Source organism: Haemophilus paraphrohaemolyticus (genome assembly GCF_002015045.1).
GTDB lineage: Bacteria > Pseudomonadota > Gammaproteobacteria > Enterobacterales > Pasteurellaceae > Haemophilus_A > Haemophilus_A paraphrohaemolyticus.
The window spans coordinates 50,550-76,173 of the sequence record NZ_MUXX01000005.1 but is presented as its reverse complement, the minus strand read 5'-3'; the positions used below and the strand labels follow the sequence as shown (position 1 = coordinate 76,173).

Annotated in this window: 24 protein-coding genes and 5 pseudogenes; 21 read left to right on the top strand and 8 right to left on the bottom strand. The window is 39.8% G+C overall.

Translation table 11 applies throughout. The features are described 5' to 3' along the window. The first annotated feature begins 89 nt into the window (after nucleotides 1-89). The 4 genes and pseudogenes from B0184_RS04260 (at nucleotide 90) to B0184_RS10520 (ending at nucleotide 3,481) form a co-directional block, all read left to right on the top strand. Nucleotides 90-1,190 carry a factor H binding protein domain-containing protein gene (locus B0184_RS04260; RefSeq protein WP_078177615.1) on the top strand — a complete coding sequence of 367 codons (1,101 nt, stop codon included), beginning with the start codon at nucleotides 90-92 and terminating at the stop codon, nucleotides 1,188-1,190. Nucleotides 1,191-1,407: 217 nt separating this feature from the next. Next, complete coding sequence (locus B0184_RS04255) at nucleotides 1,408-2,832, top strand: surface lipoprotein assembly modifier (protein WP_005708342.1); 1,425 nt, start codon at nucleotides 1,408-1,410, stop codon at nucleotides 2,830-2,832. 103 nt (nucleotides 2,833-2,935) lie between these two features. Beyond that, nucleotides 2,936-3,019: pseudogene (locus B0184_RS10645) on the top strand (transposase); the annotation flags it as partial. Between the two features lie 195 nt (nucleotides 3,020-3,214). Then, the gene (locus B0184_RS10520; RefSeq protein ID WP_078177613.1) at nucleotides 3,215-3,481 is read left to right on the top strand and encodes a hypothetical protein; all 267 of its coding nucleotides are present in this window, start codon (nucleotides 3,215-3,217) and stop codon (nucleotides 3,479-3,481) included. A 161-nt stretch (nucleotides 3,482-3,642) separates the two neighbouring features. Here B0184_RS10520 and B0184_RS04235 read toward each other — a convergent pair whose 3' ends face one another. Continuing rightward, nucleotides 3,643-4,440 carry a class I SAM-dependent methyltransferase gene (locus B0184_RS04235; protein ID WP_005709160.1) on the bottom strand — a complete coding sequence of 266 codons (798 nt, stop codon included), beginning with the start codon at nucleotides 4,438-4,440 and terminating at the stop codon, nucleotides 3,643-3,645. Nucleotides 4,441-4,616: 176 nt separating this feature from the next. Here B0184_RS04235 and B0184_RS10380 point away from each other — a divergent pair. From B0184_RS10380 to B0184_RS10850, 11 genes and pseudogenes are all read left to right on the top strand, one after another. Then, a pseudogene (locus B0184_RS10380) lies at nucleotides 4,617-5,389 on the top strand (phosphoribosylformylglycinamidine synthase subunit PurQ); the annotation flags it as partial. A gap of 128 nt (nucleotides 5,390-5,517) precedes the next feature. Further along, nucleotides 5,518-6,146 (top strand): annotated as a pseudogene (locus tag B0184_RS04220) (YkgB family protein). A 230-nt stretch (nucleotides 6,147-6,376) separates the two neighbouring features. Further along, the gene (locus B0184_RS04215) at nucleotides 6,377-8,110 is read left to right on the top strand and encodes a DUF262 domain-containing protein (RefSeq protein WP_005709159.1); all 1,734 of its coding nucleotides are present in this window, start codon (nucleotides 6,377-6,379) and stop codon (nucleotides 8,108-8,110) included. A 105-nt stretch (nucleotides 8,111-8,215) separates the two neighbouring features. Continuing rightward, complete coding sequence (locus B0184_RS04210) at nucleotides 8,216-8,590, top strand: transposase (protein ID WP_078177612.1); 375 nt, start codon at nucleotides 8,216-8,218, stop codon at nucleotides 8,588-8,590. A gap of 14 nt (nucleotides 8,591-8,604) precedes the next feature. Then, nucleotides 8,605-8,730, top strand: a pseudogene (locus B0184_RS04205) (IS3 family transposase); the annotation flags it as partial. A gap of 169 nt (nucleotides 8,731-8,899) precedes the next feature. Next, nucleotides 8,900-11,281, top strand: a complete 2,382-nt coding sequence (locus B0184_RS04200; RefSeq protein ID WP_005708181.1) for a type I restriction-modification system subunit M — start codon at nucleotides 8,900-8,902, stop codon at nucleotides 11,279-11,281. Next, nucleotides 11,274-12,278, top strand: coding sequence for a virulence RhuM family protein (locus B0184_RS04195; RefSeq protein WP_005708178.1), 1,005 nt, complete (start codon nucleotides 11,274-11,276; stop codon nucleotides 12,276-12,278). Before B0184_RS04200 ends, B0184_RS04195 begins: the two co-directional genes overlap by 8 nt. Before the next feature lie 51 nt (nucleotides 12,279-12,329). Further along, nucleotides 12,330-13,622 carry a restriction endonuclease subunit S gene (locus B0184_RS04190; protein ID WP_005708180.1) on the top strand — a complete coding sequence of 431 codons (1,293 nt, stop codon included), beginning with the start codon at nucleotides 12,330-12,332 and terminating at the stop codon, nucleotides 13,620-13,622. Between the two features lie 94 nt (nucleotides 13,623-13,716). Beyond that, nucleotides 13,717-16,737, top strand: a complete 3,021-nt coding sequence (locus tag B0184_RS04185; RefSeq protein WP_005708179.1) for a type I restriction endonuclease subunit R — start codon at nucleotides 13,717-13,719, stop codon at nucleotides 16,735-16,737. Nucleotides 16,738-16,789: 52 nt separating this feature from the next. Further along, nucleotides 16,790-16,876 (top strand): annotated as a pseudogene (locus tag B0184_RS10580) (transposase); the annotation flags it as partial. A gap of 266 nt (nucleotides 16,877-17,142) precedes the next feature. Beyond that, nucleotides 17,143-17,226, top strand: a complete 84-nt coding sequence (locus B0184_RS10850; RefSeq protein ID WP_115265099.1) for an IS3 family transposase — start codon at nucleotides 17,143-17,145, stop codon at nucleotides 17,224-17,226. A gap of 96 nt (nucleotides 17,227-17,322) precedes the next feature. On the opposite strand, the gene B0184_RS04170 is transcribed toward B0184_RS10850, so the two are convergent. Continuing rightward, nucleotides 17,323-17,892 (bottom strand): DUF5358 domain-containing protein, encoded by a 570-nt coding sequence (locus tag B0184_RS04170; protein ID WP_005709236.1) that lies wholly within the window; start codon nucleotides 17,890-17,892, stop codon nucleotides 17,323-17,325. Nucleotides 17,893-17,905: 13 nt separating this feature from the next. Then, nucleotides 17,906-18,730 (bottom strand): diaminopimelate epimerase, encoded by an 825-nt coding sequence (gene dapF, locus B0184_RS04165; protein WP_005709200.1) that lies wholly within the window; start codon nucleotides 18,728-18,730, stop codon nucleotides 17,906-17,908. 139 nt (nucleotides 18,731-18,869) lie between these two features. Here dapF and B0184_RS04160 point away from each other — a divergent pair, with 139 nt between their 5' ends. Next, nucleotides 18,870-20,192 (top strand): anaerobic C4-dicarboxylate transporter, encoded by a 1,323-nt coding sequence (locus B0184_RS04160; protein ID WP_005709231.1) that lies wholly within the window; start codon nucleotides 18,870-18,872, stop codon nucleotides 20,190-20,192. Nucleotides 20,193-20,293: 101 nt separating this feature from the next. Here the strand turns inward: B0184_RS04160 and B0184_RS04155 are convergent, their stop codons facing one another. Genes B0184_RS04155 through B0184_RS04145 form a run of 3 tightly spaced genes read right to left on the bottom strand, consistent with a single transcriptional unit; the run spans nucleotide 20,294 to nucleotide 21,960 of the window. Continuing rightward, nucleotides 20,294-20,656, bottom strand: coding sequence for a CrcB family protein (locus B0184_RS04155; protein WP_039851503.1), 363 nt, complete (start codon nucleotides 20,654-20,656; stop codon nucleotides 20,294-20,296). A 5-nt stretch (nucleotides 20,657-20,661) separates the two neighbouring features. Continuing rightward, the gene (locus tag B0184_RS04150; RefSeq protein ID WP_039851501.1) at nucleotides 20,662-21,726 is read right to left on the bottom strand and encodes an MFS transporter; all 1,065 of its coding nucleotides are present in this window, start codon (nucleotides 21,724-21,726) and stop codon (nucleotides 20,662-20,664) included. Between the two features lie 12 nt (nucleotides 21,727-21,738). Further along, on the bottom strand, nucleotides 21,739-21,960 hold the full coding sequence (locus B0184_RS04145) for a SlyX family protein (protein WP_005709196.1): 222 nt from the start codon (nucleotides 21,958-21,960) through the stop codon (nucleotides 21,739-21,741). A gap of 84 nt (nucleotides 21,961-22,044) precedes the next feature. Between B0184_RS04145 and fkpA the strand changes: the two genes are divergently transcribed. The 5 genes from fkpA to tusB all read left to right on the top strand — a co-directional run bounded on the left by fkpA (nucleotide 22,045) and on the right by tusB (nucleotide 24,537). Beyond that, nucleotides 22,045-22,761, top strand: coding sequence for an FKBP-type peptidyl-prolyl cis-trans isomerase (gene fkpA / locus B0184_RS04140; RefSeq protein WP_005709234.1), 717 nt, complete (start codon nucleotides 22,045-22,047; stop codon nucleotides 22,759-22,761). Nucleotides 22,762-22,853: 92 nt separating this feature from the next. Further along, on the top strand, nucleotides 22,854-23,528 hold the full coding sequence (locus tag B0184_RS04135) for a helix-turn-helix transcriptional regulator (RefSeq protein ID WP_005709218.1): 675 nt from the start codon (nucleotides 22,854-22,856) through the stop codon (nucleotides 23,526-23,528). Then, entirely contained in the window at nucleotides 23,528-23,881 is a 354-nt protein-coding gene (gene tusD / locus B0184_RS04130; RefSeq protein ID WP_005709239.1) for a sulfurtransferase complex subunit TusD, read from the top strand. Before B0184_RS04135 ends, tusD begins: the two co-directional genes overlap by 1 nt. 1 nt (nucleotide 23,882) lies before the next feature. After that, entirely contained in the window at nucleotides 23,883-24,251 is a 369-nt protein-coding gene (gene tusC / locus B0184_RS04125) for a sulfurtransferase complex subunit TusC (protein ID WP_005709213.1), read from the top strand. A gap of 19 nt (nucleotides 24,252-24,270) precedes the next feature. Next, nucleotides 24,271-24,537 carry a sulfurtransferase complex subunit TusB gene (gene tusB / locus B0184_RS04120; RefSeq protein WP_005709221.1) on the top strand — a complete coding sequence of 89 codons (267 nt, stop codon included), beginning with the start codon at nucleotides 24,271-24,273 and terminating at the stop codon, nucleotides 24,535-24,537. A 62-nt stretch (nucleotides 24,538-24,599) separates the two neighbouring features. On the opposite strand, the gene mscL is transcribed toward tusB, so the two are convergent. After that, entirely contained in the window at nucleotides 24,600-24,998 is a 399-nt protein-coding gene (gene mscL / locus B0184_RS04115; RefSeq protein ID WP_005709207.1) for a large-conductance mechanosensitive channel protein MscL, read from the bottom strand. A gap of 94 nt (nucleotides 24,999-25,092) precedes the next feature. Continuing rightward, nucleotides 25,093-25,623: a menaquinone-dependent protoporphyrinogen IX dehydrogenase gene (gene hemG / locus B0184_RS04110; RefSeq protein WP_005709214.1), complete on the bottom strand. Its 531-nt coding sequence runs from the start codon at nucleotides 25,621-25,623 to the stop codon at nucleotides 25,093-25,095. Between the last annotated feature and the right edge of the window lies 1 nt (nucleotide 25,624).

The window sequence follows — 25,624 nt, the reverse complement described above, 5'->3', positions numbered from 1 at the left end:
GCTGTAATTGTTGGTTGATTGTACATAATTTCGACCAAAATTATAATTCTTTTGGATTTTTTCTCCTACTTTTATTTATTGAGGTTCCTATGAAATTAAAAAATGTAACTATTGCAACAGCACTTTTAGCTGTATTAACAGGCTGTGGAAGTAGTGGTGGCAATTCAAGCACACTAAACACCAATCAACCAACCGCTCAAAATGAACAAAATCGTCAGCAAGTAACTGATGCTAAGAAAGCTGAAGAAGCTCGTAAAGCTGAAGAGGCTCGTAAAGCTGAAGAAGCTCGTAAAGCCGAAGAAGCTCGCAAAGCTGAAGAAGCCCGCAAGGCTGAAGAAGCCCGTAAAGCCGAAGAAGCTCGTAAAGCCGAAGAAGCTCGCAAAGCTGAAGAAGCCCGTAAAGCTGAAGAGGCTCGTAAAGCCGAAGAAACTCGTAAAGCTGAAGAGGCTCGTAAAGCTGAAGAAGCTCGCAAAGCTGAAGAAGCCCGTAAAGCCGAGGAATACCAAGCAGGATTATTAAAAGCACAATCAATAAAAGAAACAAAAATAGGGCAGGCACTTCCTTATCACTTAGGCAATAATGAAATCGGATATATTGATCGTAGCAAACAAAGCATATCTCAAGATGGTAAATTAACTAAATTTTCTGGAGGAACATATATTTATAATCAACCCTACTCTATTGTTATTGCAAATACTGAAAGTGAGAATATTCAAAATGATGTTGATTTAACACCTGAATGGTATGCTTATGATGTGGATGTTGCAGGTTTAGCAACCGAGGAGAAAAATATTCCAACGAATGGAAAAGCCACCTATATGGGGCAAGGATTTTTTAATGGAGCTACCGCAACATTTATATATAACGTAAATTTTAATATTAAAAAAGGTCAAGGTAGATTAACTGAAATGGGCGGCTCAGGAAAATTAACCTTACAAGAAGCAGATATTAAGCGTATTAATTTAAAAGGTAATAATATTATTGGCGTAGAAGGAAAAGCAGAATCATCTTATAATCATTTAGTTGATGGTCACTATCAATTAGGATTCTTTGGTCCTAATGCAGAAGAAGTTTCTGGTTTAGCAACTTTCTCTATGGAAGAAAAGAGAAAAACAGCTGGAACAACAAAAAACGATCATAATAAATTTGAGTTTGGTTTAGGTGGCACCCGCGGTGAAATTCAAAAATAACCTTTCTGTAGGGGAGAATTACATTCGCTCTGATATTCCACCGATGTTTTAGAGCAAATGCGATTTACCCCTACAAGAAAATGCCGTTTGAAGTGGATTTAAACGGCATTTATTTTTCATCATACCCCAACAAGGTAACTTATCATAACAGCAAGTATATGGTTCATTTTTAATTGCAAACCTATAATTCATCATTTCTTTTCTCATCTGTAATATCATGAAAAAACTCGCAAATTTCCTTATTATTCTACCGCTTGCAACACAAGCAGAAACCTTTCACGCACCTCAACCTGTATTCTTTGAGAACAACGTTTTGCCAAAACAGGCAGAGCCGCAAATAAAAACGCAGTCTAAAGCAGAGAGTGTACCCACATCTTCATTTGCCCTTTCTGATGCAGATAGCACCAAAACCAAGCTCGAGAAGTTGATTAACAATGGTGTAGTAAAGCAACAATGGCATTTGTTGAAGCAGCTACTGCCGTTGTATCAACAGCAGGCGAATTATGATGAAACGCTTTATCGTTACGCAATGGGGGCGATGTTGCGGGCAGAAAAAGAATACCCACAGGTAATTTCGCTTTATCAGCAGATTTTAGCCGAGAAGCCAGAGTTAGCTTATCCGCGTTTTGATTTGGGTGTGATGTTGTTTGAAAACAAGCAATATCGCCAGGCGAAAGCAGAGTTAGAACGTGCTAAGCCCGAACTTTCACCACAAATGCAGCAGCTTACCGAACGTTATATGCAAGCAATGGCGGAGCGGCAAAGCTGGCAGCCTGATATGGAGCTACAATATACCCAAACCGATAACATAAACAACGCCTCTTCTCAGCAAGATATTATATTGGGAGGATTGAGATTTAAAAAAGATGCGGACTCCTTGCCGCAAAAGGCACACGGTTTTCGCTACAGTGTGGGTGTAAACCGTGAATTGAACATATCCGGCAATCATTTTGTTACAGCAAATGGTCGTTTTGGTGGGGTGCATTATTGGGATAACCAAGATTATAGCGAAAAATCGCTGTATGCCTCGCTCGGTTATCGATACCGTTCTGCATTGCAAGCAGTCGGATTTTCCCCATTTTTTGAACAGAATTGGCTCGGCTCACCATGTTATAGCAAAAATTTTGGTGCAGTTGCAGATTTTCGTCGAGAATTGACTGCTTACTGGGCAATGTCAGGATCTTTTTCGCATACGCAAAAACGCTATGCACAAGAAAGCGTGGCTCGCCGTCATAATGGTTACTTAAACGGTGTTTCACTTTCGTTAAGCTATCAAGCCAAGCCGAATTGGTTGCTTTTTAGTGGTGTGGAAGGCAGTGTTGATCATAGTAAAGATAAAGCAGAATCTTCTCTTCGCCGTGGGGTGAATATTGGTTCGGTGTGGGAGATTAAAGAGTTTGTCAGCCGTGTTAGCTTACGTTATGTGAAGCGAGATTTTCGTGCGGAGAATTTTTATTTTCCAACCAAAAAACGTCAAGATAAAGAATATAGCTTGAATGTGTCGGTGTGGCATAACCGTTTGCAATGGCAAGGTTTTGTGCCGAAGTTGAATTATCGCTACCGTAAAATTGATAGCAATATTCCTGCGTTCTATTCCAGAGAAAGTAGCGAGTGGTTTGTGTCAGTAGAGAAAGATTTTTAGCTCCCTTTTGAAACAACAAGCGGTGAAATTTGCAATTTCTTTTACAAATTTCACCGCTTGATCTGCACCCCAAAACCTGGACACCTATTTTGAGGTGCAGATTATGTCCTACTCTTATCAATTTTGTTTGAAAATTATCAAACTCGTCACCGAACAGGATTATGGTATCCGTGAGGTGGCTAAACTTCAATGATTTACTTCGTGTGGCTAAAATGCCTCGCTCAAGCTTTTACTATAAAGAGATTAAGCGAAATTATCACGAAGCTAAAGAAGCTATTTTATCGCTGTATAAAAAGAACAGAAAACGAGATGGTTATCGCCCCATGGCGTTTAAACTACGCCAAAGGGGGGGCCATTTGAATCATAAAAGGTGTTAAAGCTGATGAACGAGTTAGGTATTCATTCCATTTTACGCAAGAAAAGGCATGGAAAACATGGAAAAACATCGCATATTGCCCCGAATTTGCTGAATCGTGATTTTACAGCAACGGCACTCAATCAAAAATGGGGAACGGATGTAACGGAATTTCATGTTGGGCAAGAAAAGCTTTATTTTTCACCGTTGATGGATTTGGCTAACCGAGAAATTATTGCCTATAACTTTGCGACACGCCCGAAGTTTTCATTGGTAAAAAAGAGGTTAGAATAAGGGCTTAGTCGGCTTAAACCGACAGAATGCCCGATTATTCATAGCGACCAAGGTGTATAGTATGGCTCGGCGGAATGGGTAAAGATGTTAAAGGGTAAAGTGGTTCAAAGGATTGAGCCCAGTGCAATACCGAGCTCAATATTTAGGCGGATCACTTTTTCTTAAACCTCCCACCAAATCAATGCCCATTGGCGTTGTCCATGTTTTATTGGTTCATTGTTTATTTGTTTGTGTTGATAGAAGTGAGCTAAATTTTGTTTTTCTTTTTCGGTTAGATTGCCGAGAGAAAACTCCACAGAATTTAATAAATCCTCAAAGGTTTCACCTTGGAAATAGCCTGATTCAGTTTCAATAAAACTCACATTCGCGTGAATACCTTTTTGGTAAAGATGATTGACTAAATAAATATAAGTCGGAAAGCCCACATCATCACGACCAATGGCTTCAAATACGCCTTCATCGAGAAAATGGCGTTGTGTCACCGAGGTTAAAAAGACGCGTTTTTTTGCCTTACTTTGCAGCTTTTCAATCATGTCATCCAAATCATCCACAAGCGTTGAGCGAGAGGCGAGTATAACATCCGCTTGAGGCACATCATCCCAGTTATCCGACCATGATTTATGTAGAAGCGTAATATTATTCAGTTGATGCTTTTCTTTGTATTGCTGCACCATATCCAACATGCCTTGGCTGTAATCGAGGGCATACACAGCTTGGCATTGTTGGGCTAAAGGAATCACAAACGTGCCGGGGCCACAGCCGATATCTAACACTGTTTCATTGGGTTGCACATTCATGGCTTTGAGTAACGTTTCATTATAACGACTTGGTTTGCCCACTAAATTCTCAGCCATTTTAGGGGCTTTTTTATCCCACTTTGTTGGTGGAAGATTATAGTGATTACAGGATTTTAGATGTTGTTGATAGAGATCGTTGAAATTGATGTCGTTGATGATCATAGTGACGCCCCAAAGTGCGGTTAGTTTTCAGATTGTTTTGAATTGCTTGCTGATTATATGCTTTCTCCCACTGAAAATCATTTGAAAATGATTGACGCAAACGTTTTCGTTTTGGTGTTTTTCCTTTATAATAGCCCGCGATTTTTACCTCAAACACAACTCAAAGGTACCCGTATGTGAAACCGAAAGTAGCCGTATTGCGGGAACAAGGTGTAAACAGCCACGTTGAAATGGCAGCGGCCTTTGACCGTGCAGGCTTTGCCGCGATTGATGTTCACATGAGTGATTTAATGGCAGGCCGTTACAACTTAAACGACTTCAATGCGATGGTGGCTTGTGGTGGTTTCTCTTATGGTGACGTATTAGGTGCAGGTGGTGGCTGGGCGAAATCCATTTTATTTAACCCACAATTACGCGATCAATTCAGCCAATTCTTCGCCAATGAAAACACCCTTTCATTAGGCGTATGTAACGGCTGTCAATTTATCTCCACTCTTGCGGAAATTATCCCTGGTGCAGAAAATTGGCCACGTTTCGTGCGTAATAAGTCAGAACGCTTTGAAGCTCGTGCCGCGATGGTGAAAATCACCGACACCAACTCATTGTGGTTTAAAGGCATGGCGGGCTCACATATGCTGATTGCCGTTTCTCATGGCGAAGGATGCGTAGAATTCAAAACACCTGAGAATTTGACCGCACTTCAAGCGCAAAACTTGATTGTTGCACAATATATCGACAGCCGTTTAAACGTGACTGAAACCTATCCAGCCAACCTAAATGGTTCGGCATTAGGCATTCAATTTCTAACGTCGATGGCCGTATTGCCGCGATGATGCCTCACCCAGAACGTGTATTCCGTGCCGTGAGCAACTCATGGTATCCAGAAAATTGGTCTGAAGATGGTGCTTGGATGCGAATTTTTAGAAATGCGAGAGTGAATTTCAAATAATGTGAAATTGCTCACAGAAAATTAATACAAAATAAGAGATACTGGGTGAGTCAGTATCTCTTTTTTATACTGAACAATTCTTGGATATTTTGTCCGTAATATCAATTGAACTATATGAGGAGTTCTTAATGAGTAGTTTAGTTACATTGCTAGCTAATATTGTTGCGCCATTGCAACGTCAATTTATTAACTTTATCCGCATTGCTATTTGTGTTGTGATGGTTTAGATTGGCGGCTTAAAAGTTTGCCAATATGAGGCAGATGGTATCGCACACTTTGTGTCAAATAGTCCTTTCTTAAGCTTCCTTTACAAAAACGGTGCAAATGAAGTGACAAATGATAAGGGTGTTTTAGTGAAAGAATATACCTTATATAAAAACCTGAAGGCAAAATGGTCGCAAAAAATATCGAATGGCATAAAGCCAACGGCACCTATACCGCTTCTTATATTATTGGCGCAATCATTGTGACAATTGGTATTTTAGTATTAGCAGGTATTTGGTCTCCAACACTCGGACTATTTGGAGGCTTACTCACGTTTGGTATGTCGATAGTCACGCTGTCGTTCCTGATATTTACGCCAGAAACCTGGGGGCCGAATTTAGGTGGGGACTTCCCAACACCTAATTATGGCTTCCCATATCTCTCAGGTGCTGGCCGACTCGTGATTAAAGATATTATTATGATGGCAGGCGGCTTAGTTGCTGCAGCAGAATGTGAGAAACGTTATTTAGAGAATAAAAAGCAATTTGCTTAATTAGTTTATTTAAAAGGCTTGCTGAGATAAATGGCAAGTCTTTTTCCTAAGATACAAAAAGAAGCAGTTGAATAATAATCATATATTAATTGTCGTGATGATAAGAATATGAATAGCACGCGTTTAGTAAAATTTATGGTATCAAAATTGTCTACAAATGTTGTTTGGGTGTTGGTTTTTAGAAATGCAAGAAAACATCTAGGTAATTATTAATTCAATAAAGGTAAAATATGTCTATTACAAATTTCAATACTGAAAATAATTCATTTAGTAAACTTATTTCTGATAGAGTGGTTTTTAAAATACCAAAATTTCAACGTGATTATAGTTGGGGAAATGATGAATGGAGCGAGTTATGGGAAGATATTGATACATCTCTGAGAGAGGATGAGGCTCATTATATGGGATATTTGGTTTTGCAATCAGTAGGTAAAAACACCTTTAATGTTATCGATGGGCAACAAAGAATCACAACTTTATCTCTAATAATATTGGCGGCAATGAAAATGCTTAAAAGATTAATAGAAGATAATATAGACTCTGATGATAATAAAAATAGACTTGATAGTATACGAACTAGATTTATTGGTTATCAAGATAGTGTCACATTAATAAATAAAAATAAATTAGTATTAAATAGGCATAATGATAGATACTACAAGGATTATATCGTCCCTTTAATTGACGATTTACCGAAAAGAGGTTTCAATGAAAGTGAGCATCGTCTAAGAAAATCATTTACTTTTTTTTATGATAAACTCGATTTTCATATTAAATCTAAGCCGAATAAAGGAGCGGAGATTGCAAGATTTGTTGAAAGTATTGTTGATAATTTGTTTTTTACGGTAATTACTGTAACTAATGAGCTAAATGCATATAAAGTATTTGAAACGCTAAATGCTAGAGGGGTAAAACTTTCTTCAACAGATTTATTAAAAAATTATCTTTTTTCGATTGTGGATAATCCAAATATTGAAGATTCTAGCTCTGAAGTTGAAGAGTTGGAAGAAAAATGGAATAGAATCTTGAATAGATTGGGTAATAATAATATATCTGATTATTTAAGGGTGTTTTGGTTAAGTAAGTATGATTTTGTTAGACATATGAATTTATTTAAAACAATTAGGAATAAAATAAAATCTAGAGAAGATACTTTTAAACTAATTAGTGATATGGATCAAAACTTAGATGCTTATTTACTATGTGTTTCGCCAGAGCAAGAGTTATTGTCTAGTTCTAATAAATCAGAGATAGATTCATCTAAATTATTAAAATTATTCAGAATAAAACAGCACTATCCATTGGTTATGTCAGCTAAGAGAAAATTAACTGAACAAGAATTCCAGAAAACATTATCCTATTTATCAATTATTGTCTTTAGATATACAGTAATTGGTAACCAACCCTTAGGAGATCCTGAAAAAGTATATTTTACTACTGCTCAAAATATAGAATCTGGGAAATTAAAGAATGCTCTTGATGTAGCTAGAGCATTAAAAGATTATTATCTTTCAGATAAGCAATTTTCATCACTATTTGAAAATAAAGTAATTATTACTAGAGATTCAAAGAATAATAAAATTGCAAGATATATTTATTCAGAGATAGAAAAAGAAAAAAGTAGAATTAGGTCGGATATCAATGATGACTCTATAACAATAGAACATATTTTACCTCAGAATCCAAATGATACTTGGTCTAGTATAGATGCTAGTGATAGAGAGAAATATATCTATCATGTTGGAAATATGATGTTATTGGAAAAATCCTTGAATAAAGATGCAGAGAATAAAAGTTTTAATGAGAAAAAAGTATTGTATAAGCAAAGTAAATTTCAACAAGTATCTGAACTCTTAACTTCACTTGATACTATTAATGATAGTTGGGATGTTCGTAATATAGAGAAAAGGGCTCATATGCTATCTAAATATGCTAGCCAGATATGGCGCATAAATAGCATTTAGATACTGATATTTTCTTAACAAAAAAGCGGTCAAAAATCACAACGAATTTTGACCGCACTTTGATCTGCCCCCAAAAACCTGGACACTTAATTTGAGGTGCAGATTATGTCCTACTCTTATCAATTTCGTTTGAAAATTATCAAACTCGTCACCGAACAGGATTATGGTATCCGTGAGGTGGCTAAACTTCATAAAATTTCCCACGCTCTCGTCATTTATTGGCTAAAAGTATTTCGGGAAAGAGGGCTTGATGGCGTAAAATCGCCTCATACAAACCTTCAAACATCTAAAATAGTGAAGCCAAAGATAAAAAAGAAAGACATTGAAATTCCAGAAACCACAGACTTTTCACCTAAAGCGTTTAAAAAGTTACAACGAGAGCTCGCCTTGGCTCGTGCGGAGATTGCTTATCTAAAGGAGTTGGAGGTGCTCGACCGTCAAAAACAACGACAGAAAAAAGAAAAATCATTGAAAGATTGAAGCAAGACCATGCTTATCATTCAATTGCTGAATTACAGGCTGAAATTGAAGAATATTTAGTGTATTACAACCAAAACCGAATTAAACTTGGTTTAAAAGGATTGAGCCCAGTGCAATACCGAGCTCAATATTTAAGTTAACGAACCTGTCCAACTTTTGGGGGACAGATCAAAGTGCGGCCAGATTTTTAGAAATTTTGGGTTAATAGCAAAGTAAAATAACTCTTTATTTAAAAGTGGAAATTGTGCGTTAACTCAAAATCAGTAACAATATTGCGTCAAAATAAAAATAAATCATTCAGGAATAAATATGGATCATTCAGTTCACAACAAACTTGTTTCTTTTATTTGGAGCATTGCTGACGATTGTCTGCGCGATGTGTATGTGCGCGGTAAATATCGTGATGTAATCTTGCCGATGTTTGTGCTTCGTCGTTTGGATACTTTACTTGAGCCAAGCAAAGATGCCGTATTGGAAGAAGTGCGTTTTCAAAAAGAAGAATTGGCATTCACCGAATTGGATGACCTTCCCCTTAAAAAAATTACCGGCCATGTTTTTTATAACACCTCAAAATGGACATTAAAATCCCTCTATCAAACCGCCAGCAATACGCCGCAGTATATGCTGGCTAATTTTGAAGAATATCTTGATGGTTTTAGTGCCAACGTGCAGGAAATTATCAACTGCTTCAAGCTGCGTGAACAAATCCGCCATATGTCCCATAAAAATGTTTTGCTGAGTGTGTTGGAAAAATTTGTCTCCCCTTACATCAATCTTACCCCTAAAGAGCAACAAGACCCGGATGGCAACAAATTGCCCGCCTTGAGCAATCTGGGCATGGGCTATGTATTTGAAGAACTGATCCGTAAATTTAACGAAGAAAACAACGAAGAAGCCGGCGAACACTTTACGCCACGCGAAGTGATTGAGTTGATGACGCATTTGGTCTTTGATCCGCTCAAAAACCAAATCCCGGCGGCTATTACGATTTACGACCCGGCTTGCGGCAGCGGCGGTATGCTGACCGAATCACAAAACTTTATTGAACAAAAATATCCGCTGCCAGAATCGCAAGTTGAGCGCTCAATTTTCTTATTCGGTAAAGAAATCAACGACGAAACTTACGCCATCTGCAAATCCGACATGATGATTAAAGGCGATAATCCCGAAAACATCAAAGTCGGCTCCACCCTTGCCACCGACAGCTTCCAAGGCGAACACTTTGACTTCATGCTTTCCAATCCGCCATACGGCAAAAACTGGAGCAATGACCAAGCATATATTAAAGATGGCAAAGAGGTTATCGACAGCCGCTTCAAAGTCTCCCTGCCTGACTACTGGGGCAATGAAGAAACTCTTAATGCCACCCCGAGTGCTAGTGATGGACAGCTATTATTCCTAATGGAAATGGTCAGCAAAATGAAATCGCCGAATGACAACAAAATCGGCAGCCGAGTGGCCTCCGTGCACAACGGCTCAAGCCTTTTTACCGGCGATGCAGGTTCGGGGGAGAGCAATATCCGTCGCCATATCATTGAGAACGATTTGCTGGAGGCCATCGTACAGCTGCCCAACAAGCTATTCTACAATACAGACATTACCACCTATATTTGGTTGCTGTCCAACAACAAACCCGAAACACGCAAAGGCAAAGTACAGCTGATTGATGCCAGCCTCTTATTCCGTAAGCTGCGTAAAAAACTAGGCGAAAAAAACTGCGAATTTGCGCCGGAACATATTGCCGAAATTACCCAAAACTATCTTGATTTCAGCGCTAAAACACGCGAAACCGACGGACAAAATGAAGCGGTCGGCTTAGCTTCGCAGATTTTTGACAATCAAGATTTCGGCTATTACAAAGTCACCATCGAACGCCCGGATCGTCGTTCTGCACAATTTACCGCCCAAAATATTGCGTCTTTACGTTTTGACAAAGCCCTGTTTGAGCCGATGCAATATCTTTATCAGCAACATGGCGAACAAATTTACAACGCCGAATATTTAGCCAAAACAGAGCCAGAAATCAGCGCTTGGTGTGAAGCGCAGGGCATTGCCTTAAACAATAAAAATAAGGCTAAGCTGTTGGATGTCAAAACGTGGGAAAAAGCCGCCGCACTTTTTCAGACGGCCTCAACCTTACTCGAATATTTCGGCTCAACCCAATTTGACGATTTCAACCAATTCAAACAAGCCGTGGAAGGCCGTCTGAAAGCCGAAAAAATCTCCCTCTCTGCCACAGAGAAAAAGGCCATTTTCAATGCCGTAAGCTGGTACAACGAAAGTGCCGCCAAAGTCATTGCCAAAACGCTTAAGCTCAAACCAAACGAATTAGACGCCCTTTGCCAACGCTACCAATGCCAAGCCGACGAGCTGGCAGACTTTGGCTATTACGCCACCGGCAAAGCAGGCGAATATCTCCAATACGAAACAAGCAGCGACTTGCGCGACAGCGAATCCATACCGCTTAAACAAAATATCCACGATTATTTCAAAGCCGAAGTGCAGCCGCACATCAGCGAAGCATGGCTGAATATGGAAAGTGTGAAAATCGGCTATGAAATCAGCTTTAATAAATATTTTTACCGCCACAAACCATTGCGCAGCCTTGCAGAAGTGGCCCAAGATATTTTGGCGTTAGAAAAACAGGCTGACGGCTTGATTAGTGAGATTTTAGGGGAAATCGATGAGTGATTTAATTATTTATAACACTGATGACGGCAAAGCCAATGTTGCGTTATTAGTGATGGAAAACGAAGCGTGGCTTACACAAAATCAGTTGGCAGAACTTTTTGACACCTCTGTACCAAATATAACCACTCATATAAAAAACATATTAAAAGACAAAGAGTTAGATGAAAATTCAGTTATTAAGGATTATTTAATAACTGCCCAAGACGGCAAAGAATATCAAGTGAAACATTACTCGCTTGACATGATTTTAGCCGTAGGATTTAGAGTTCGCAGTCCGCGCGGCGTACAATTTCGACGTTGGGCGAATACACAACTTCGCAATTATTTAGAAAAAGGTTTTTTAGTTGATAAAGAACGATTAAAAAATCCTCAAGGTCGTTTAGATTATTTTGATGAATTACTGGAACAAATCCGTGAGATTCGTGCCAGTGAAATGCGTTTTTATCAAAAAGTGCGAGAATTATTTAGTCTATCAAGCGATTACGATAAAACAGATAAAAATACCCAAATGTTTTTCGCTGAGACGCAAAATAAATTGATTTACGCCATCACCAAACAAACCGCAGCCGAATTAATTTGCAAACGTGCCGACGCTACCTTACCCAATATGGGCTTAACCACATGGAAAGGCACGATTGTACGCAAAGGCGATATTGTGATTGCTAAAAATTATTTATCAAATGATGAGTTAGATTCCCTGAACCGATTAGTCATGATTTTCTTAGAAAGCGCAGAGTTGCGGGTTAAAAACAATCAAGATTTAACTTTGTCATTCTGGCGAAACAACGTAGATAATTTGATCGAATTTAACGGATTTCCCGTTTTACAAGGCAATGGCAAGCGAACCCAAAAACAAATGGAAGCCTTTACCTATGAACAATACACATTATTTGACCAAGCACGAAAACAACAAAAACAACGCCAAGCAGATAACGAAGATTTAAAAATATTAGAAAATTGTCAAAAAGAAATCAAACAGTTAAAAGATAAACGGTAGTTAAAGCTATGCACCCTATACAAGCGGTCAGATTTTAAGGATTTTTTGCAAATGAGACGATACGAGAGTTACAAAGATTCGGGCGTGGAATGGCTGGGGAAAATACCGAGTCAGTGGGAATTAACTATAGGAATGAATGTATTCAGAGAAAATAAACGTGATAATAAAGGAATGAAAGAAAAAACTGTTCTTTCATTGAGTTATGGTCAAATAATTATAAAACCTGAGGAAAAATTAGTTGGCCTTGTTCCTGAATCATTTGAAACCTATCAGATTGTAGAACCAAACGATATTATTATTCGTTGTACTGATTTGCAAAACGATAAAACCAGTTTACGAACAGGATTAGCAAAAGATAAAGGTATTATTACGAGTGCTTATCTGAATTTAAAGGTTATAAATAATCATTCCGCTAAATTTTTACATTATTATCTTCATACTTTAGACATTACTAAAGTGCTTTATAAATTTGGTTCTGGACTGAGACAGAATTTAAGTTTTTTAGACTTTAAACGGTTACCTATTATTGATATTCCTCTCTCCGAACAACAAAAAATCGCGCAATTCCTAGACGAAAAAACCGCCAAAATCGATCAGGCGGTGGATTTGGCGGAAAAGCAGATTGCCCTGTTGAAAGAGCACAAACAGATTCTGATTCAAAATGCCGTAATCCGTGGCTTAAACCCTGATGTGCCGTTAAAAGATTCCGGTGTGGAGTGGATAGGGCAAGTGCCGGAGCATTGGGAAGTGAAAAAGTTAAAGTATTTAGCAAAACTTTCTCCTAGCAAATCAGAAATAACATGTAATCATGAGGAATCATGTAGCTTTATTCCTATGGAAAAATTAAAACTAAATACCTTGGTATTAGATGAGATAAAACAGATTAAAAATGTTTACTCAGCATATACTTATTTTAGGGATGAAGATTTACTAATTGCTAAAGTTACACCTTGCTTTGAGAATAAAAATTTTGCTATCGCAAAAAATTTAGTAAACAGCATAGGTTTTGGGTCGTCTGAAATATATGTATTAAGGACATACAATAATCTTTTAAATAAATTTTTATTTTATAGACTGCAAGAACAAAATTTTATGGAAATAGCGATTAGCAAAATGTCTGGAACTGGTGGATTAAAGAGAGTTCCATCAGAATTTATAAATAATTTCCAGCTTGCTTTACCACCATTTTGCGAACAGCAAAAAATTGCCGACTACCTAGACAAACAAACCGCCAAAATTGATCAAGCCATCGCATTAAAAACAGCCCATATTGAAAAGCTAAAAGAGTATAAAAGCGTGTTGATTAACGATGTGGTAACCGGCAAGGTGCGGGTATCGGTGTGAAAAGTGCGGTCAAAAAAGCTAATGGATTTTGAATATTGGCAGCGCAACTTGGGCGTAATGAATAAATTTTAAAACATTCACAAAAGGGTGAAAAATGGTTTCAGGAACTAAGGAAAAAGATTTAGAAATTGCCATCGAAAAAGCCTTAACCGGCACTTGGCGTGAAAACATGGAAAATAAGCTGAGTGAGCCGAAGGTGGAATACCTGCCGCGCCATCATGGTTTTGAGCTGGCATTTTCACAGGATTTTGATGCGCAGTTTGCGATTGATACGCGTCTGTTTTGGCAATTCCTGCAAACCAGCCAAGAGGCGGAACTTGCCCGTTTTCAACAGTTAAACCCAAACGACTGGCAACGTAAAATTCTAGAGCGGTTAGACCGCCAAATAAAGAAAAACGGCGTGTTGCACCTGCTGAAAAAAGGCTTAGATATTGATAGCGCCCATTTTGATTTGCTTTACCCCGTTCCGCTTGCCAGCAGCGGCGAAAAGGTTAAACGGCGTTTTGAACAGAATCTGTTTAGCTGTATGCGCCAAGTGCCTTATTCTGCCTCAAGCAATGAAACGGTGGATATGGTGCTGTTTGTCAATGGCTTGCCGATTATTACCCTTGAGCTGAAAAACCATTGGACGGGTCAGACGGCCATTGATGCCCAAAAACAATATCGCAACCGAGATTTAAGCCAAACGCTGTTTCATTTCGGGCGTTGTTTGGCGCATTTTGCCTTAGATACGGAAGAAGCTTATATGACCACCAAATTAGCGGGGCCTGCTACGTTTTTCTTGCCGTTCAATTTGGGCAACAACTGCGGTAAGGGCAATCCGCCCAATCCCAATGGACACCGCACGGCGTATTTGTGGCAAGATGTGTTCAGCAAAGCCAGCCTTGCCAACATTATTCAGCATTTTATGCGTTTAGATGGGTCAACAAAAGATCCGTTGGATAAACGCACACTCTTTTTCCCTCGCTATCACCAATTAGATGTGGTCCGCCGTTTGATTGCTGATGTCAGTGAACAAGGCGTGGGCAAACGCTATTTGATTCAACACTCTGCCGGCTCAGGCAAATCTAATTCCATTACTTGGTTGGCGTATCAGTTGATTGAGGCCTATCCGCGCAATGAAAAGGCGGCAAACGGTAGAGAGGCAGACCGCCCGATTTTTGATTCGGTAATTGTTGTTACCGACCGTCGTTTGTTTGATAAGCAACTGCGCGACAATATCAAAGATTTTTCAGAAGTTAAAAACATTGTTGCGCCGGCGTTGAGTTCGGCAGAATTGCGCCAATCCCTTGAGCAGGGCAAAAAAATCATTATTACCACGATTCAGAAATTCCCGTTTATTGTCGATGGCATTGCTGATTTAGGCGACAAACAATTTGCGGTGATTATTGATGAGGCGCACAGCTCACAATCCGGTTCGGCACACGACAATATGAACCGAGCCATCGGCAAAACGGAAGACCTTGATGCCGAAGATGTGCAAGATTTGATTTTACAAGCCATGCAATCCCGCAAAATGCGCGGCAATGCGTCGTATTTTGCTTTCACCGCCACACCGAAAAACAGCACTTTGGAAAAATTCGGCGAGAAACAGGCGGATGGTAAATTTAAGCCGTTCCACCTTTATTCTATGAAGCAGGCGATTGAAGAAGGCTTTATTTTGGATGTGATTGCGAATTACACCACTTATAAAAGTTTTTATGAGATCACTAAATCAATTGAAGATAATCCGGAGTTTGATAGTAAGAAGGCTCAAAGCCGCCTGAAAGCTTATGTGGAGCGTTCGCAACAAACGATTGATACCAAGGCAGAAATCATGCTGGATCATTTTATCCAGCAAATCTTTAACCGTAAAAAACTCAAAGGCAAAGCCAAGGGAATGGTGGTAACGCAAAATATTGAAACCGCCATCCGCTATTTTCAGGCGTTAAAACGCTTGCTGGCTGAGCGAGGCAATCCATTTAAAATTGCGATTGCGTTTTCAGGCAGTAAAGTGGTTGATGGCGTTGAATACACCGAAGCGGAAATAAATGGCTTTGCAGAAAGCGAAACCAAAGATTATTTTGATAAAGATGAATATCGCCTATTGGTGGTAGCCAATAAATATTTGACCGGCTTCGACCAACCTAAATTATGTGCGATGTATGTGGACAAGAAACTCTCCGGCGTACTTTGTGTTCAGGCATTATCGCGTTTAAATCGTAGTGCGAATAAGTTGGGAAAACGCACGGAAGATTTGTTTGTATTGGACTTTTTTAACAGCGTTGAAGATATTCAGCAAGCATTTGAGCCGTTTTATACTTCTACGTCGTTGTCGCAAGCAACCGATGTCAATGTCTTGCATGATTTGAAAGATCAGTTGGATGAAACCGGCGTGTATGAACAAGCAGAGGTCAACGATTTTACTGAAGGCTATTTTGCCAATAAGGACGCACAACAATTAAGCAGTATCATTGATGTGGCGGTTCAACGTTTCGACCATGAGTTGGCGCTTGAGCCAACCCAAAAAGTCGATTTTAAAATCAAGGCAAAGCAGTTTTTAAAAATTTACGGGCAAATGGCCTCCATCATCAATTTTGAAAATATTGCTTGGGAGAAGCTTTATTGGTTCCTCAAATTCTTAGTACCAAAATTAAAAGTACAAGATCCAATGGATGAATTTGATGAAATTTTAGATGCAGTGGATTTAAGCTCTTACGGTTTGGCGCGAACCAAACTGAATTACAGCATTAAATTAGATGATGAAGAAACAGAGCTTGACCCACAAAATCCAAATCCACGCGGCACGCATGGTGAAGATAAAGAAAAAGATCCGATTGATGAAATTATTCGTGTGTTCAATGAAAGATGGTTCCAAGGCTGGAGCGCAACACCGGATGAGCAACGGGTAAAATTTATCAATATTACCGAGCGCATCCGTAGCCATAAAGACTTTGAGCAAAAATATCAAAACAACCCGGATGTTCATACCCGTGAATTGGCTTTCCAAGCCATTTTGCGCGATGTGATGAGTGAACGCCACCGAGATGAACTAGAACTATACAAACTTTTTGCGAAAGATGCCGCATTTAGAACCGCTTGGACGCAGAGTTTACAACAAGCTTTGGCTAGATAGAAAAAAGTGATCTGCACCCAAAAACCTGGACACCTAATTTGAGGTGCAGATTATGTCCTATTCTTATCAATTTCGTTTGAAAATTATCAAACTCGTCACCGAACAGGATTATGGTATCCGTGAGGTGGCTAAACTTCATCACCGAAATTTTCATTGGTAAAAAAGAGGTTAGAACAAGGGCTTAGTAAGATTAAACCGACAGAATGCCCGATTATTCATAGCGACCAAGGCGTATTGTATGGCTCGGTGGAATGGGTAAAGATGTTGGAGGGTAAAGCGGTGCAAAGTATGAGTGGCCGAGGAAATTGCCACGATAATGCGGTGATTGAAAGTTTTTTTGCGATACTAAAATCAGCGTGTTTTTACTCTCGGACTTATCATTCAATTGCTGAATGACAGGCTGAAATTGAAGAATATTTAGCGTATTACAACCAAAAACGAATTAAACTTGGTTTAAGAGGATTGAGCCCAGTGCAATACCTAAGTTAACTAACCTGTCCAACTTTTAGGAGGCAGATCAACAAGCGGTGAAATTTGCAATGTCTTTTACAAATTTCACCGCTTGTGATATTCGCTGTTCGCTGATTAGAGCAATAACGCCGATCCCCATTTGATAATATCAAAGAAGAATTTATTTTGGTTGGTGGCAACGCCATCGCTGTTTTTCTTGTCGTCGCTTGCGGTTTTTGTTTCTTCCACCATTCCGCTTTTGTATTGCCCTTTGACAACAGCTAAATCATCGCGGGCTTGTGCTCGCAGTGTTTCGCATTGCTGGGCTGTTAAAGGTTGGAGCTCGGTGGGCTTATCTTTAAATTTTTTGAATTGATATTGTGCATAGCCCATGGATTTTTCATCGGATTGTAGAATTTTGACATATTCTTCGCCAATGACTTTTTCAAGCGGGTAGAAGAAAACATATTGAGCATGGATATAGCTATCTTCTTTTGAAAAATGATTTTGTTGAATACGGGTCAAATTTGGATAAATACATTGACGAGCCTGTTCGCTTTCTGCCACCCATTTTTGTGCATCTTGGTCAGAAAGGACATAATCTGCATCCGCAAATTGACCTGGAAATGCCTCTTCTGGTTGATTGCTGGAAGAGCAAGCGGTTACTATGAATGGTAATGCGAAAATAAACGATTTTTTAAACATAGAATTTCCTTAATTAGAGTTTGATAAACCCATCATAAATATGCGTTGCATCGCCTGTCATATAAAGCGGGTGACCAACACCGTCCCATTCAATCCAAAGTGAGCCACCAGGTAAATCTACCTGTACTTTGCTGTTTAATACGCCTTGCATAATGCCGACGGCAACTGCACCGCACGCACCGCTGCCACAGGCCTGCGTTTCGCCCGCACCACGTTCGAAAACACGGAGTTTGATATGATTGCGATTGAGCACTTGCATAAAGCCAATGTTAGCTCGTTCTGGGAAGCGTTCGTGGTTTTCAAGCAATGGACCAAGTTGTAACACTGGGGCAGTGTCGATGTTTTCAACTTGTAATACACAGTGTGGGTTGCCCATAGACACAACGCCACAGAGCACGGTTTGTAGGTCGGTACGGAGAATGTAGTTTTTCTCGAATTTATTGGCAGTAAACGGCACTTGTGCGGGTTCCCAAATCGGTTCACCCATATTTACACGCACTTTGCCATCATCTTTGAGGCTTAAGATCATTTTGCCTTTGGCTGTGCTGACGTGAATATTAGGCTTGTTAGTTAAGCCTTTTAATGTCACGAAACGGGCAAAACAGCGTGCACCGTTGCCGCATTGCGACACTTCGCTGCCATCGGCGTTAAAAATGCGGTAGTGAAAGTCTAACTCTGGGTCATAAGGGGGTTCAACTAATAGAAGTTGGTCGAAGCCGATGCCACGATGACGGTCGGAAAGTTGTCGGATGATGTCGGGGGTCAGAAACACGTTTTGCGTGACGCCATCGATCACCATAAAGTCGTTACCCAAACCGTGCATTTTTGAAAACTGCATATTTTTTCCTATTTTTTGATTTTAATTAAATCTAATAGTAGAGATTAGATTTGTTTATGATATAGTTAGCGGTGATTTTTAATCAGTCGTAACCTCAAATTATGGGGATTTCTTTCTAAATTATAACGGAGTTGTTCAAATGTCTACAATGTTTCTTGTGCAATTCGCCATTGTGTTGCTCTGTATCTTAGTCGGTGCACGCGTAGGCGGGATTGGTTTGGGTGTGTTTGGTGGTTTAGGTTTAGCCATTCTTTCTTTCGGTTTTGGCTTAAAACCAGCTGGTTTGCCGATTGATGTAATGTTTATGATTATGGCGGTAGTTTCTGCTGCGGCTGCAATGCAAGCTGCAGGCGGTTTGGATTATATGATCAAAATCGCAACCAACATTTTACGACGAAATCCGAAACATATTACATTTATTGCACCGCTGGTTACGTGGACATTTACCGTATTGGCTGGAACAGGACATGTTGCATATTCGGTTCTTCCTGTGATTGCTGAAGTAAGTCGTCATAGTGGCATTCGCCCAGAACGTCCTCTTTCAATGGCGGTAATTGCTTCTCAATTTGCCATTGTTGCAAGCCCAATTGCAGCAGCTGTTGTTGCGGTTGTTGCATTCCTTGAGCCACAAGGTATTCACTTAGGTGATGTGTTGATAGTGACGATTCCATCTACTCTTGCAGGTATTTTATTGGCATGCGTATTTGTGAACAAAATGGGTAAAGAGCTCAAAGATGATCCAGAATATCAACGCCGTTTGAAAGATCCAAAATATGCAGATACCTTTAACTCAACTGCAAGTTCTACGGAAATTGAAGTGAGCAAAACGGCAAAAGTGTCAGTTTCACTCTTCTTATTCGGTGCATTGCTTGTCGTGTTAATGGGGGCTATGCCTTCACTCCGCCCGGTTTTTGATGGCAAACCAATGGGAATGGCACACACTATCGAAATCATTATGCTTTCAATTGGTGCATTAATTATCTTCACTTGTAAACCAGACGGAACAGAAATCACTAAAGGTTCTGTTTTCCACGCGGGTATGCGTGCGGTGATTGCAATCTTCGGTATCGCGTGGTTAGGTGACACCTTAATGCAAGCCCACATGGCGGAAGTAAAAGGTTTAGTTGAAGGTTTAGTACAAACCGCACCTTGGGCATTTGCTTTTGCATTATTCGTACTTTCTGTGTTAGTAAACAGCCAAGGCGCGACAGTAGCAACCTTATTCCCACTTGGGATCGCATTAGGCATCCCAGCACCGATTTTAATCGGGGTATTTGTAGCAGTAAATGGATACTTCTTCGTGCCTAACTATGGTCCGATTATTGCATCAATTGACTTTGATACCACAGGTACAACCAAAATCGGTAAATACATTTTCAATCATAGCTTTATGCTTCCAGGCTTATTAAGTATGGCATTCTGCTTAGTATTTGGCTTACTATTGTCTAACGTATTACTTTAAGTATGTTTGGGCATGGCAAACATGCCCAATGTTATTTACATCAATAAAACCGCTTTCAAGCGGTTTTGTTTTATCTCAGATTTACAAATTACTCTATAAAATCAACCGCTTACCACCATTCTAGTAAGAATAATGCCCATCACAGTCAATAAAATTCCACCGACCAGATGCAATCCTAACGTTAAACTAAATTCCAGCCATTTTCCTGTTAAGAGTTTCTCACTTAATTCCGCAGAAAAGCTAGAAAAAGTGGTGAAACTGCCAAGGAATCCCGTGATAATCAGTAATTTCTGCTGATCGTGCAGTGATAACCCCATTGCAATCCCAATCAACAAACAGCCCACCCAATTCGCAATTAGCGTACCAAAAGCAAAAGTAGTGAAAATAGGGTTAAGCCATAACCCAAGTAACCAGCGGGCAATTGCCCCTGCAACTGCGCCAAGAGAAATGAGTAATAGGTTTATCATTATTACACCAAAAACAAATGCGGAATCAAGTTCATTACGCCTACTGTTGCGAGAGAAAGCAATAAGCGGGATGCACCAAAAATAAAGCCTCGATGCGTACCGTTGTCGAATTTCACCAGCAAATTTGCCATTGCCGTGAGAGCATAAACCTCAATGACGGTGAAAATGACTAAGTAAAGATAAGCAGTGTAAATTGACAAATAATGTAAAGTCAAAAACCACGGCACGACAATCCCGACCGCCAAAATTGGTGCAACCCAAGCGGTTTGTTTTGGAGTGAGGTTAATTTTGCGTGAAAAAATGCTTTGCAAAAGCACGGTGAGCAAACCATTCACAAACAACGCAATCGGTGAATGTTCGGGCATACCCAGTTTGTTGTCGAACAAAAACGGGAAAATCACGAAAAACGAGGTTGCTATCGAAAGCGGGATAAAGAGCATCAAATGCACAAAGAGAAAATCTTTGGTCATAATGTCACGGATTTGCGAAAAGCGAAATTTGACCAATTTTTGCACCGCTTGTATTTGTGAAAACGGCTTAATCATCAGCACAAATAAAATCGCTTCAATCGCAAAGCACGCCCAAATGAGAGCATTGATGTGATCGTACTTAATAAACGGAATCACCAAAAGTGGGGCACCCATTGAAGACATTGATGTGACTTTGAGGTATTTGCCTTGCAGACGTGTTTTTTCAGCATATTCATTGCCAGCAATCGCGAGTAAACAAGCTTTGGCATTCGTGCCGAATAAGCAACTCCCTAGACCAAAACAGGTGGTAGCGAGTAGCAAGAGAAAGTAGTGATCTGCCGAGAGGAAAAAGATGTAAGCAAGCACATCTAAAAAGCAACCAAGCAACATCATTTTGGCAAGCCCAAAGCGATCGCCCCAGATACCCGCAAAAATGGCAAGTGCTTGATTGCAGAAAAACAGTAGCGAGAGCGAAAAGGCGATTTCGCTGTTACTCAGTCCTTTTTTCTGAAGGTAGATAAAAAAGACCGTTTGCATTGAAAAGAATGCCAATGTGGAGAAAAATCGGCGAATAAGCAGGAGTTTTTGTAAATACAACATAATTGTAGATTAATAATGTGGCGGTGGCGTTTCTTCTTCGCGCGAAGCTACGTTACTTGCTGAGATGCCTTTGAATTTTTCCGCCAAATGGCGAACTTGGGTCTGGAGTTTATCGAGGGCGAATTGTTGATCGATCAAAGCTTGATTTAATTCTTCGATCGTTGCTTCTTGAAAGGCAACTTTGGTTTCAAGTTCTTCAATTCTGTTAAATAATTCAAGATCTGAGGGCATTTTTAATAAAAAAGGTTGTCTAAAAAAGAAATACACTTTACTCTATTGAGCTATATCTTACCAATCTTTTATGAGGAATATAGGATGTTAAACAAAAAATTTACTTTAGTTGCAACATTAATGGCAACATTGGTTGCAGGTTCTGTGATGGCAGAGCAAAAAGCGGATAAAAAATTCGTGGATGATTCATCATACGCAGTGGGCGTGTTGATGGGCAAAAATATCGAAGGGATTGTGGAATCTCAAAAAGAGGTATTCACTTATAACCAAGATAAAATCTTAGCAGGCGTGCAAGATACCTTGAAAAAAACAGGTAAATTAACCGATGAAGATTTACAAAATCAATTGAAAGCATTAGATAGCTATCTCTCTTCACAAGAGCAAAAAATTCAAGCGGAAAAATCAAAAGCAACGATTGAAGAAGGCGATAAATTCCGTGCAGAATATGCAAAAACAGCAGGCGTGAAAAAAACGGATTCTGGCTTATTATATAAAATTGAAAAAGCAGGCGAAGGGGCAAACCCAAGCAAAACGGATGTGGTTAAAGTGCACTATAAAGGCACATTACCTGATGGCACGGTATTTGACAGCTCATACGACCGCAATGCCCCTGTAGAATTTCAATTAGATCAGTTAATCCCAGCGTGGGTTGAAGCCATTCCAATGCTCAAAAAAGGTGGAAAAATGGAAATCGTCGTTCCACCTGCATTAGGTTATGGTGATCGTTCGGCAGGTAAAATCCCAGCGAATTCAACCTTAAAATTTGAGATTGAATTGTTGGATTTTAAACCAGCTAAATAATTAGGTAATGTGTAGGGTGGGCTTTTAGCCCACCATTTTTTATTTGCATATCAACAGTTAATTGGTGGGATAACCTCCCACCCTACAATCAAATGAGCACTTTCACCCCCTACACCGACGAAGATCACGCTATTCTTGCCTCTTATTTTCCCGTGATTGACGGCATTGCCGCACTTTTAGGCGAACATTGCGAAATCGTGTTACATTCGCTCGAATTTCTCGAACATTCCGCCATTTACGTGGTAAACGGACACAACACCGATAGAAAAATCGGCTCGCCATTAACCGACAAAGCTCTACGCTCGTTACATAATATGCAAACCGACAGCGTCTCCAAACCGTATTTCACACGTGGTAAAGGAGGGGGCGTATTGATGAAATCAGTCACCATCGCTATTCGAAACCGCAAACAGCACGTGATAGGGTTTGTTTGCATCAATATGAACTTGGATGTGCCGACCTCGCAGTTCTTAAATGCCTTTTTCCCTCCAGCGGAAGAAAACGATACTTCCGTTAATTTCGCTAGCTCAGTCGAAGATCTGGTTGCTCAAACCATCGACCGCACCATTGAAGAGGTGATGAGCGATCGCACGGTTGCTAACAATAATAAAAATCGCCAAATTGTGGTGTCGCTGTTTGAGAAAGGGATTTTTGATATTAAAGAGGCAATCAACCAAGTCGCGGAACGGTTGAATATTTCTCGCCATACGGTTTACCTTTACATCCGCCAAATTAAGCAAGGTGCAGAAGAGAAAGGAGACGAATAATGCAGTATGTTTTAGCAGTAAAAGGCGAAGTGTATGGTGCACAAGCGGCATATTTAGCCTATCAATTTGCAGAAAAATTGCTGGAAGCGGGGCACGAAATCAGCCAGATTTTTTTCTTCCAAAATGGCGTAAGCAATGCGAATGTGTTGGTTAATCCCGCTAGCGATGAAGTGAATTTAGTAGAACATTGGAAAAAATTAGCAGAAAAACACCGCTTGTCATTGCATTTGTGCATCTCTGCTGCACAGCGTCGAGGCATTGTCGAAGAAAACCTTGCCGAGCCTTTTATTCTGGCAGGCTTAGGCGAATTTAGCCAAGCAGTGCTCAAAGCCGATAGATTACTGACCTTTTAAAATGAAATATAAATTAGCCATTTTATTTACCCAACCACCGTTTGGTTCTAGCATCAGCCGTGAAGGGTTGGATGCCTTGCTTGCCGCTAGTGCGTTTTGTGATGAAGAAGAGCTTGCTATCTGTTTCCTTAACGATGGCGTATTTAATCTGCTCGCCAACCAACAGCCTGAATTGTTACTCCAAAAAGACCATATTGCGACCTTTAAACTGATTGAGCTTTACGACTTGACGGAATGTTTTATCTGCCAAGAAAGCCTTGCAGAACGCGGATTAGACAATTCAGAGCTTGTGCTAAAAGAGGCTCAAAAAGTGAGTAAAAACAGGTTGTTTGAAGTGTTGCATCAAGCTGAAAAAGTACTGACATTTTAGGCAAATACGAGGAGATAAAATGCTTTATACTTTATCCAAAGCCCAATATGACAAGCAAGAACTCACTACCTTGCTTGCCCAATTACAACCCACCGATGCCCTACTTTTATGGCAAGACGGCGTGTTACAAGCGGTCAAAAATCCGCAACTTTTTACAAACCGTGAAAATGTAGTTGCTCTTGCCCAAGATCTCCAAGCTCGAAACCTAACCACTACCGTGAAAACTATTTCTCTTGAGCAAGCGGTAAAATTAACTGAAGCGTTTTATCCGCAAATGAGTTTATAAACGCTATAAAGCATAAAAGGCTAATCGAAAGATTAGCCTTTTGTTTCTGAAAAATCAGAGAATTATTTTTTCAATAAATCACGAATTTCAGCAAGTAATTTCTCTTCAGCTGTTGGCTCTGGTACTTTTTCTGGCTCTGGTGCAGGGGTTTTCTTAAGTGAATTGATGATTTTTACCATACCGAATACAGCAATCGCAATGATTAAGAAGTCGAATACGTTTTGAATGAATGCACCGTATTTCAACATTACCGCTTCAGCACCTTCTTTTGCAGGTGCGATTTCAATCGCTAAATCTTTGAAATCTACGCCGCCGATGAGCCAACCGATAGGTGGCATAATCACATCGCTTACTAAAGAAGACACGATTTTACCGAATGCGCCACCGATGATCACACCGACTGCCATATCAACTACATTGCCTTTCACGGCAAATTCACGAAACTCTTTTAAAATGCTCATGTTGTTTTCCTTAAAATAAAAAATCGCCCACGATTGTGAACACGCGGGCGATTATACGCATTATCTCATTTTTAGATAGAAAATTTACATCTCTTTACTTTAGCCCCACATCCAACAACTTCCCAAGCCGTTCTACCTGTGCCCAATCAGTAAATTCATACTCTTTGCGAGTATCAGTTTCGCCTTTGGTTAGCTTCATAATGAACTGAATCATCACACGATCGAAAAACTTATAACGCGGGTAAAGTAACGCCCCTGCAATCACTTCCACGTATTTGGGTTGCCACGCAATTTTGGCGAGAAATTTTCGCACGTAAACATTATTTTCAGCCGTTCTGCGGTTCGGTTTGCGAGCGGTTAAATTTACGCTGAAAAATGCAGATTTTTTCTGATTTAACACTGTTTGATGCTCCGCCACAAACTGATACACCAGCGGATTAAAATGCCCATAGCGAATTGATGCCCCAATCACAATTTGGTCGGCATTCGCTAATTTTTCGGCAAAATCGACCGCTTGATTTTGCAGTGAAATCACTTCTACATCGTGATTGATTTGCTCGGCAAGCTTGTCGGCAATCTTTTTGGTTTGACCATCGGTCGTAAAATATAAAATCAGGGTTTTCATT

Coding starts and splice junctions, on each gene's coding strand:
- B0184_RS04260 (WP_078177615.1), top strand. CDS start 90: ATGAAATTAAAAAATGTAACTATTGCAACAGCACTTTTAGCTGTATTA.
- B0184_RS04255 (WP_005708342.1), top strand. CDS start 1,408: ATGAAAAAACTCGCAAATTTCCTTATTATTCTACCGCTTGCAACACAA.
- B0184_RS10520 (WP_078177613.1), top strand. CDS start 3,215: ATGAACGAGTTAGGTATTCATTCCATTTTACGCAAGAAAAGGCATGGA.
- B0184_RS04235 (WP_005709160.1), bottom strand. CDS start 4,440: ATGATCATCAACGACATCAATTTCAACGATCTCTATCAACAACATCTA.
- B0184_RS04215 (WP_005709159.1), top strand. CDS start 6,377: ATGTCTATTACAAATTTCAATACTGAAAATAATTCATTTAGTAAACTT.
- B0184_RS04210 (WP_078177612.1), top strand. CDS start 8,216: ATGTCCTACTCTTATCAATTTCGTTTGAAAATTATCAAACTCGTCACC.
- B0184_RS04200 (WP_005708181.1), top strand. CDS start 8,900: ATGGATCATTCAGTTCACAACAAACTTGTTTCTTTTATTTGGAGCATT.
- B0184_RS04195 (WP_005708178.1), top strand. CDS start 11,274: ATGAGTGATTTAATTATTTATAACACTGATGACGGCAAAGCCAATGTT.
- B0184_RS04190 (WP_005708180.1), top strand. CDS start 12,330: ATGAGACGATACGAGAGTTACAAAGATTCGGGCGTGGAATGGCTGGGG.
- B0184_RS04185 (WP_005708179.1), top strand. CDS start 13,717: ATGGTTTCAGGAACTAAGGAAAAAGATTTAGAAATTGCCATCGAAAAA.
- B0184_RS04170 (WP_005709236.1), bottom strand. CDS start 17,892: ATGTTTAAAAAATCGTTTATTTTCGCATTACCATTCATAGTAACCGCT.
- dapF (WP_005709200.1), bottom strand. CDS start 18,730: ATGCAGTTTTCAAAAATGCACGGTTTGGGTAACGACTTTATGGTGATC.
- B0184_RS04160 (WP_005709231.1), top strand. CDS start 18,870: ATGTCTACAATGTTTCTTGTGCAATTCGCCATTGTGTTGCTCTGTATC.
- B0184_RS04145 (WP_005709196.1), bottom strand. CDS start 21,960: ATGCCCTCAGATCTTGAATTATTTAACAGAATTGAAGAACTTGAAACC.
- fkpA (WP_005709234.1), top strand. CDS start 22,045: ATGTTAAACAAAAAATTTACTTTAGTTGCAACATTAATGGCAACATTG.
- B0184_RS04135 (WP_005709218.1), top strand. CDS start 22,854: ATGAGCACTTTCACCCCCTACACCGACGAAGATCACGCTATTCTTGCC.
- tusD (WP_005709239.1), top strand. CDS start 23,528: ATGCAGTATGTTTTAGCAGTAAAAGGCGAAGTGTATGGTGCACAAGCG.
- tusC (WP_005709213.1), top strand. CDS start 23,883: ATGAAATATAAATTAGCCATTTTATTTACCCAACCACCGTTTGGTTCT.
- tusB (WP_005709221.1), top strand. CDS start 24,271: ATGCTTTATACTTTATCCAAAGCCCAATATGACAAGCAAGAACTCACT.
- mscL (WP_005709207.1), bottom strand. CDS start 24,998: ATGAGCATTTTAAAAGAGTTTCGTGAATTTGCCGTGAAAGGCAATGTA.
- hemG (WP_005709214.1), bottom strand. CDS start 25,623: ATGAAAACCCTGATTTTATATTTTACGACCGATGGTCAAACCAAAAAG.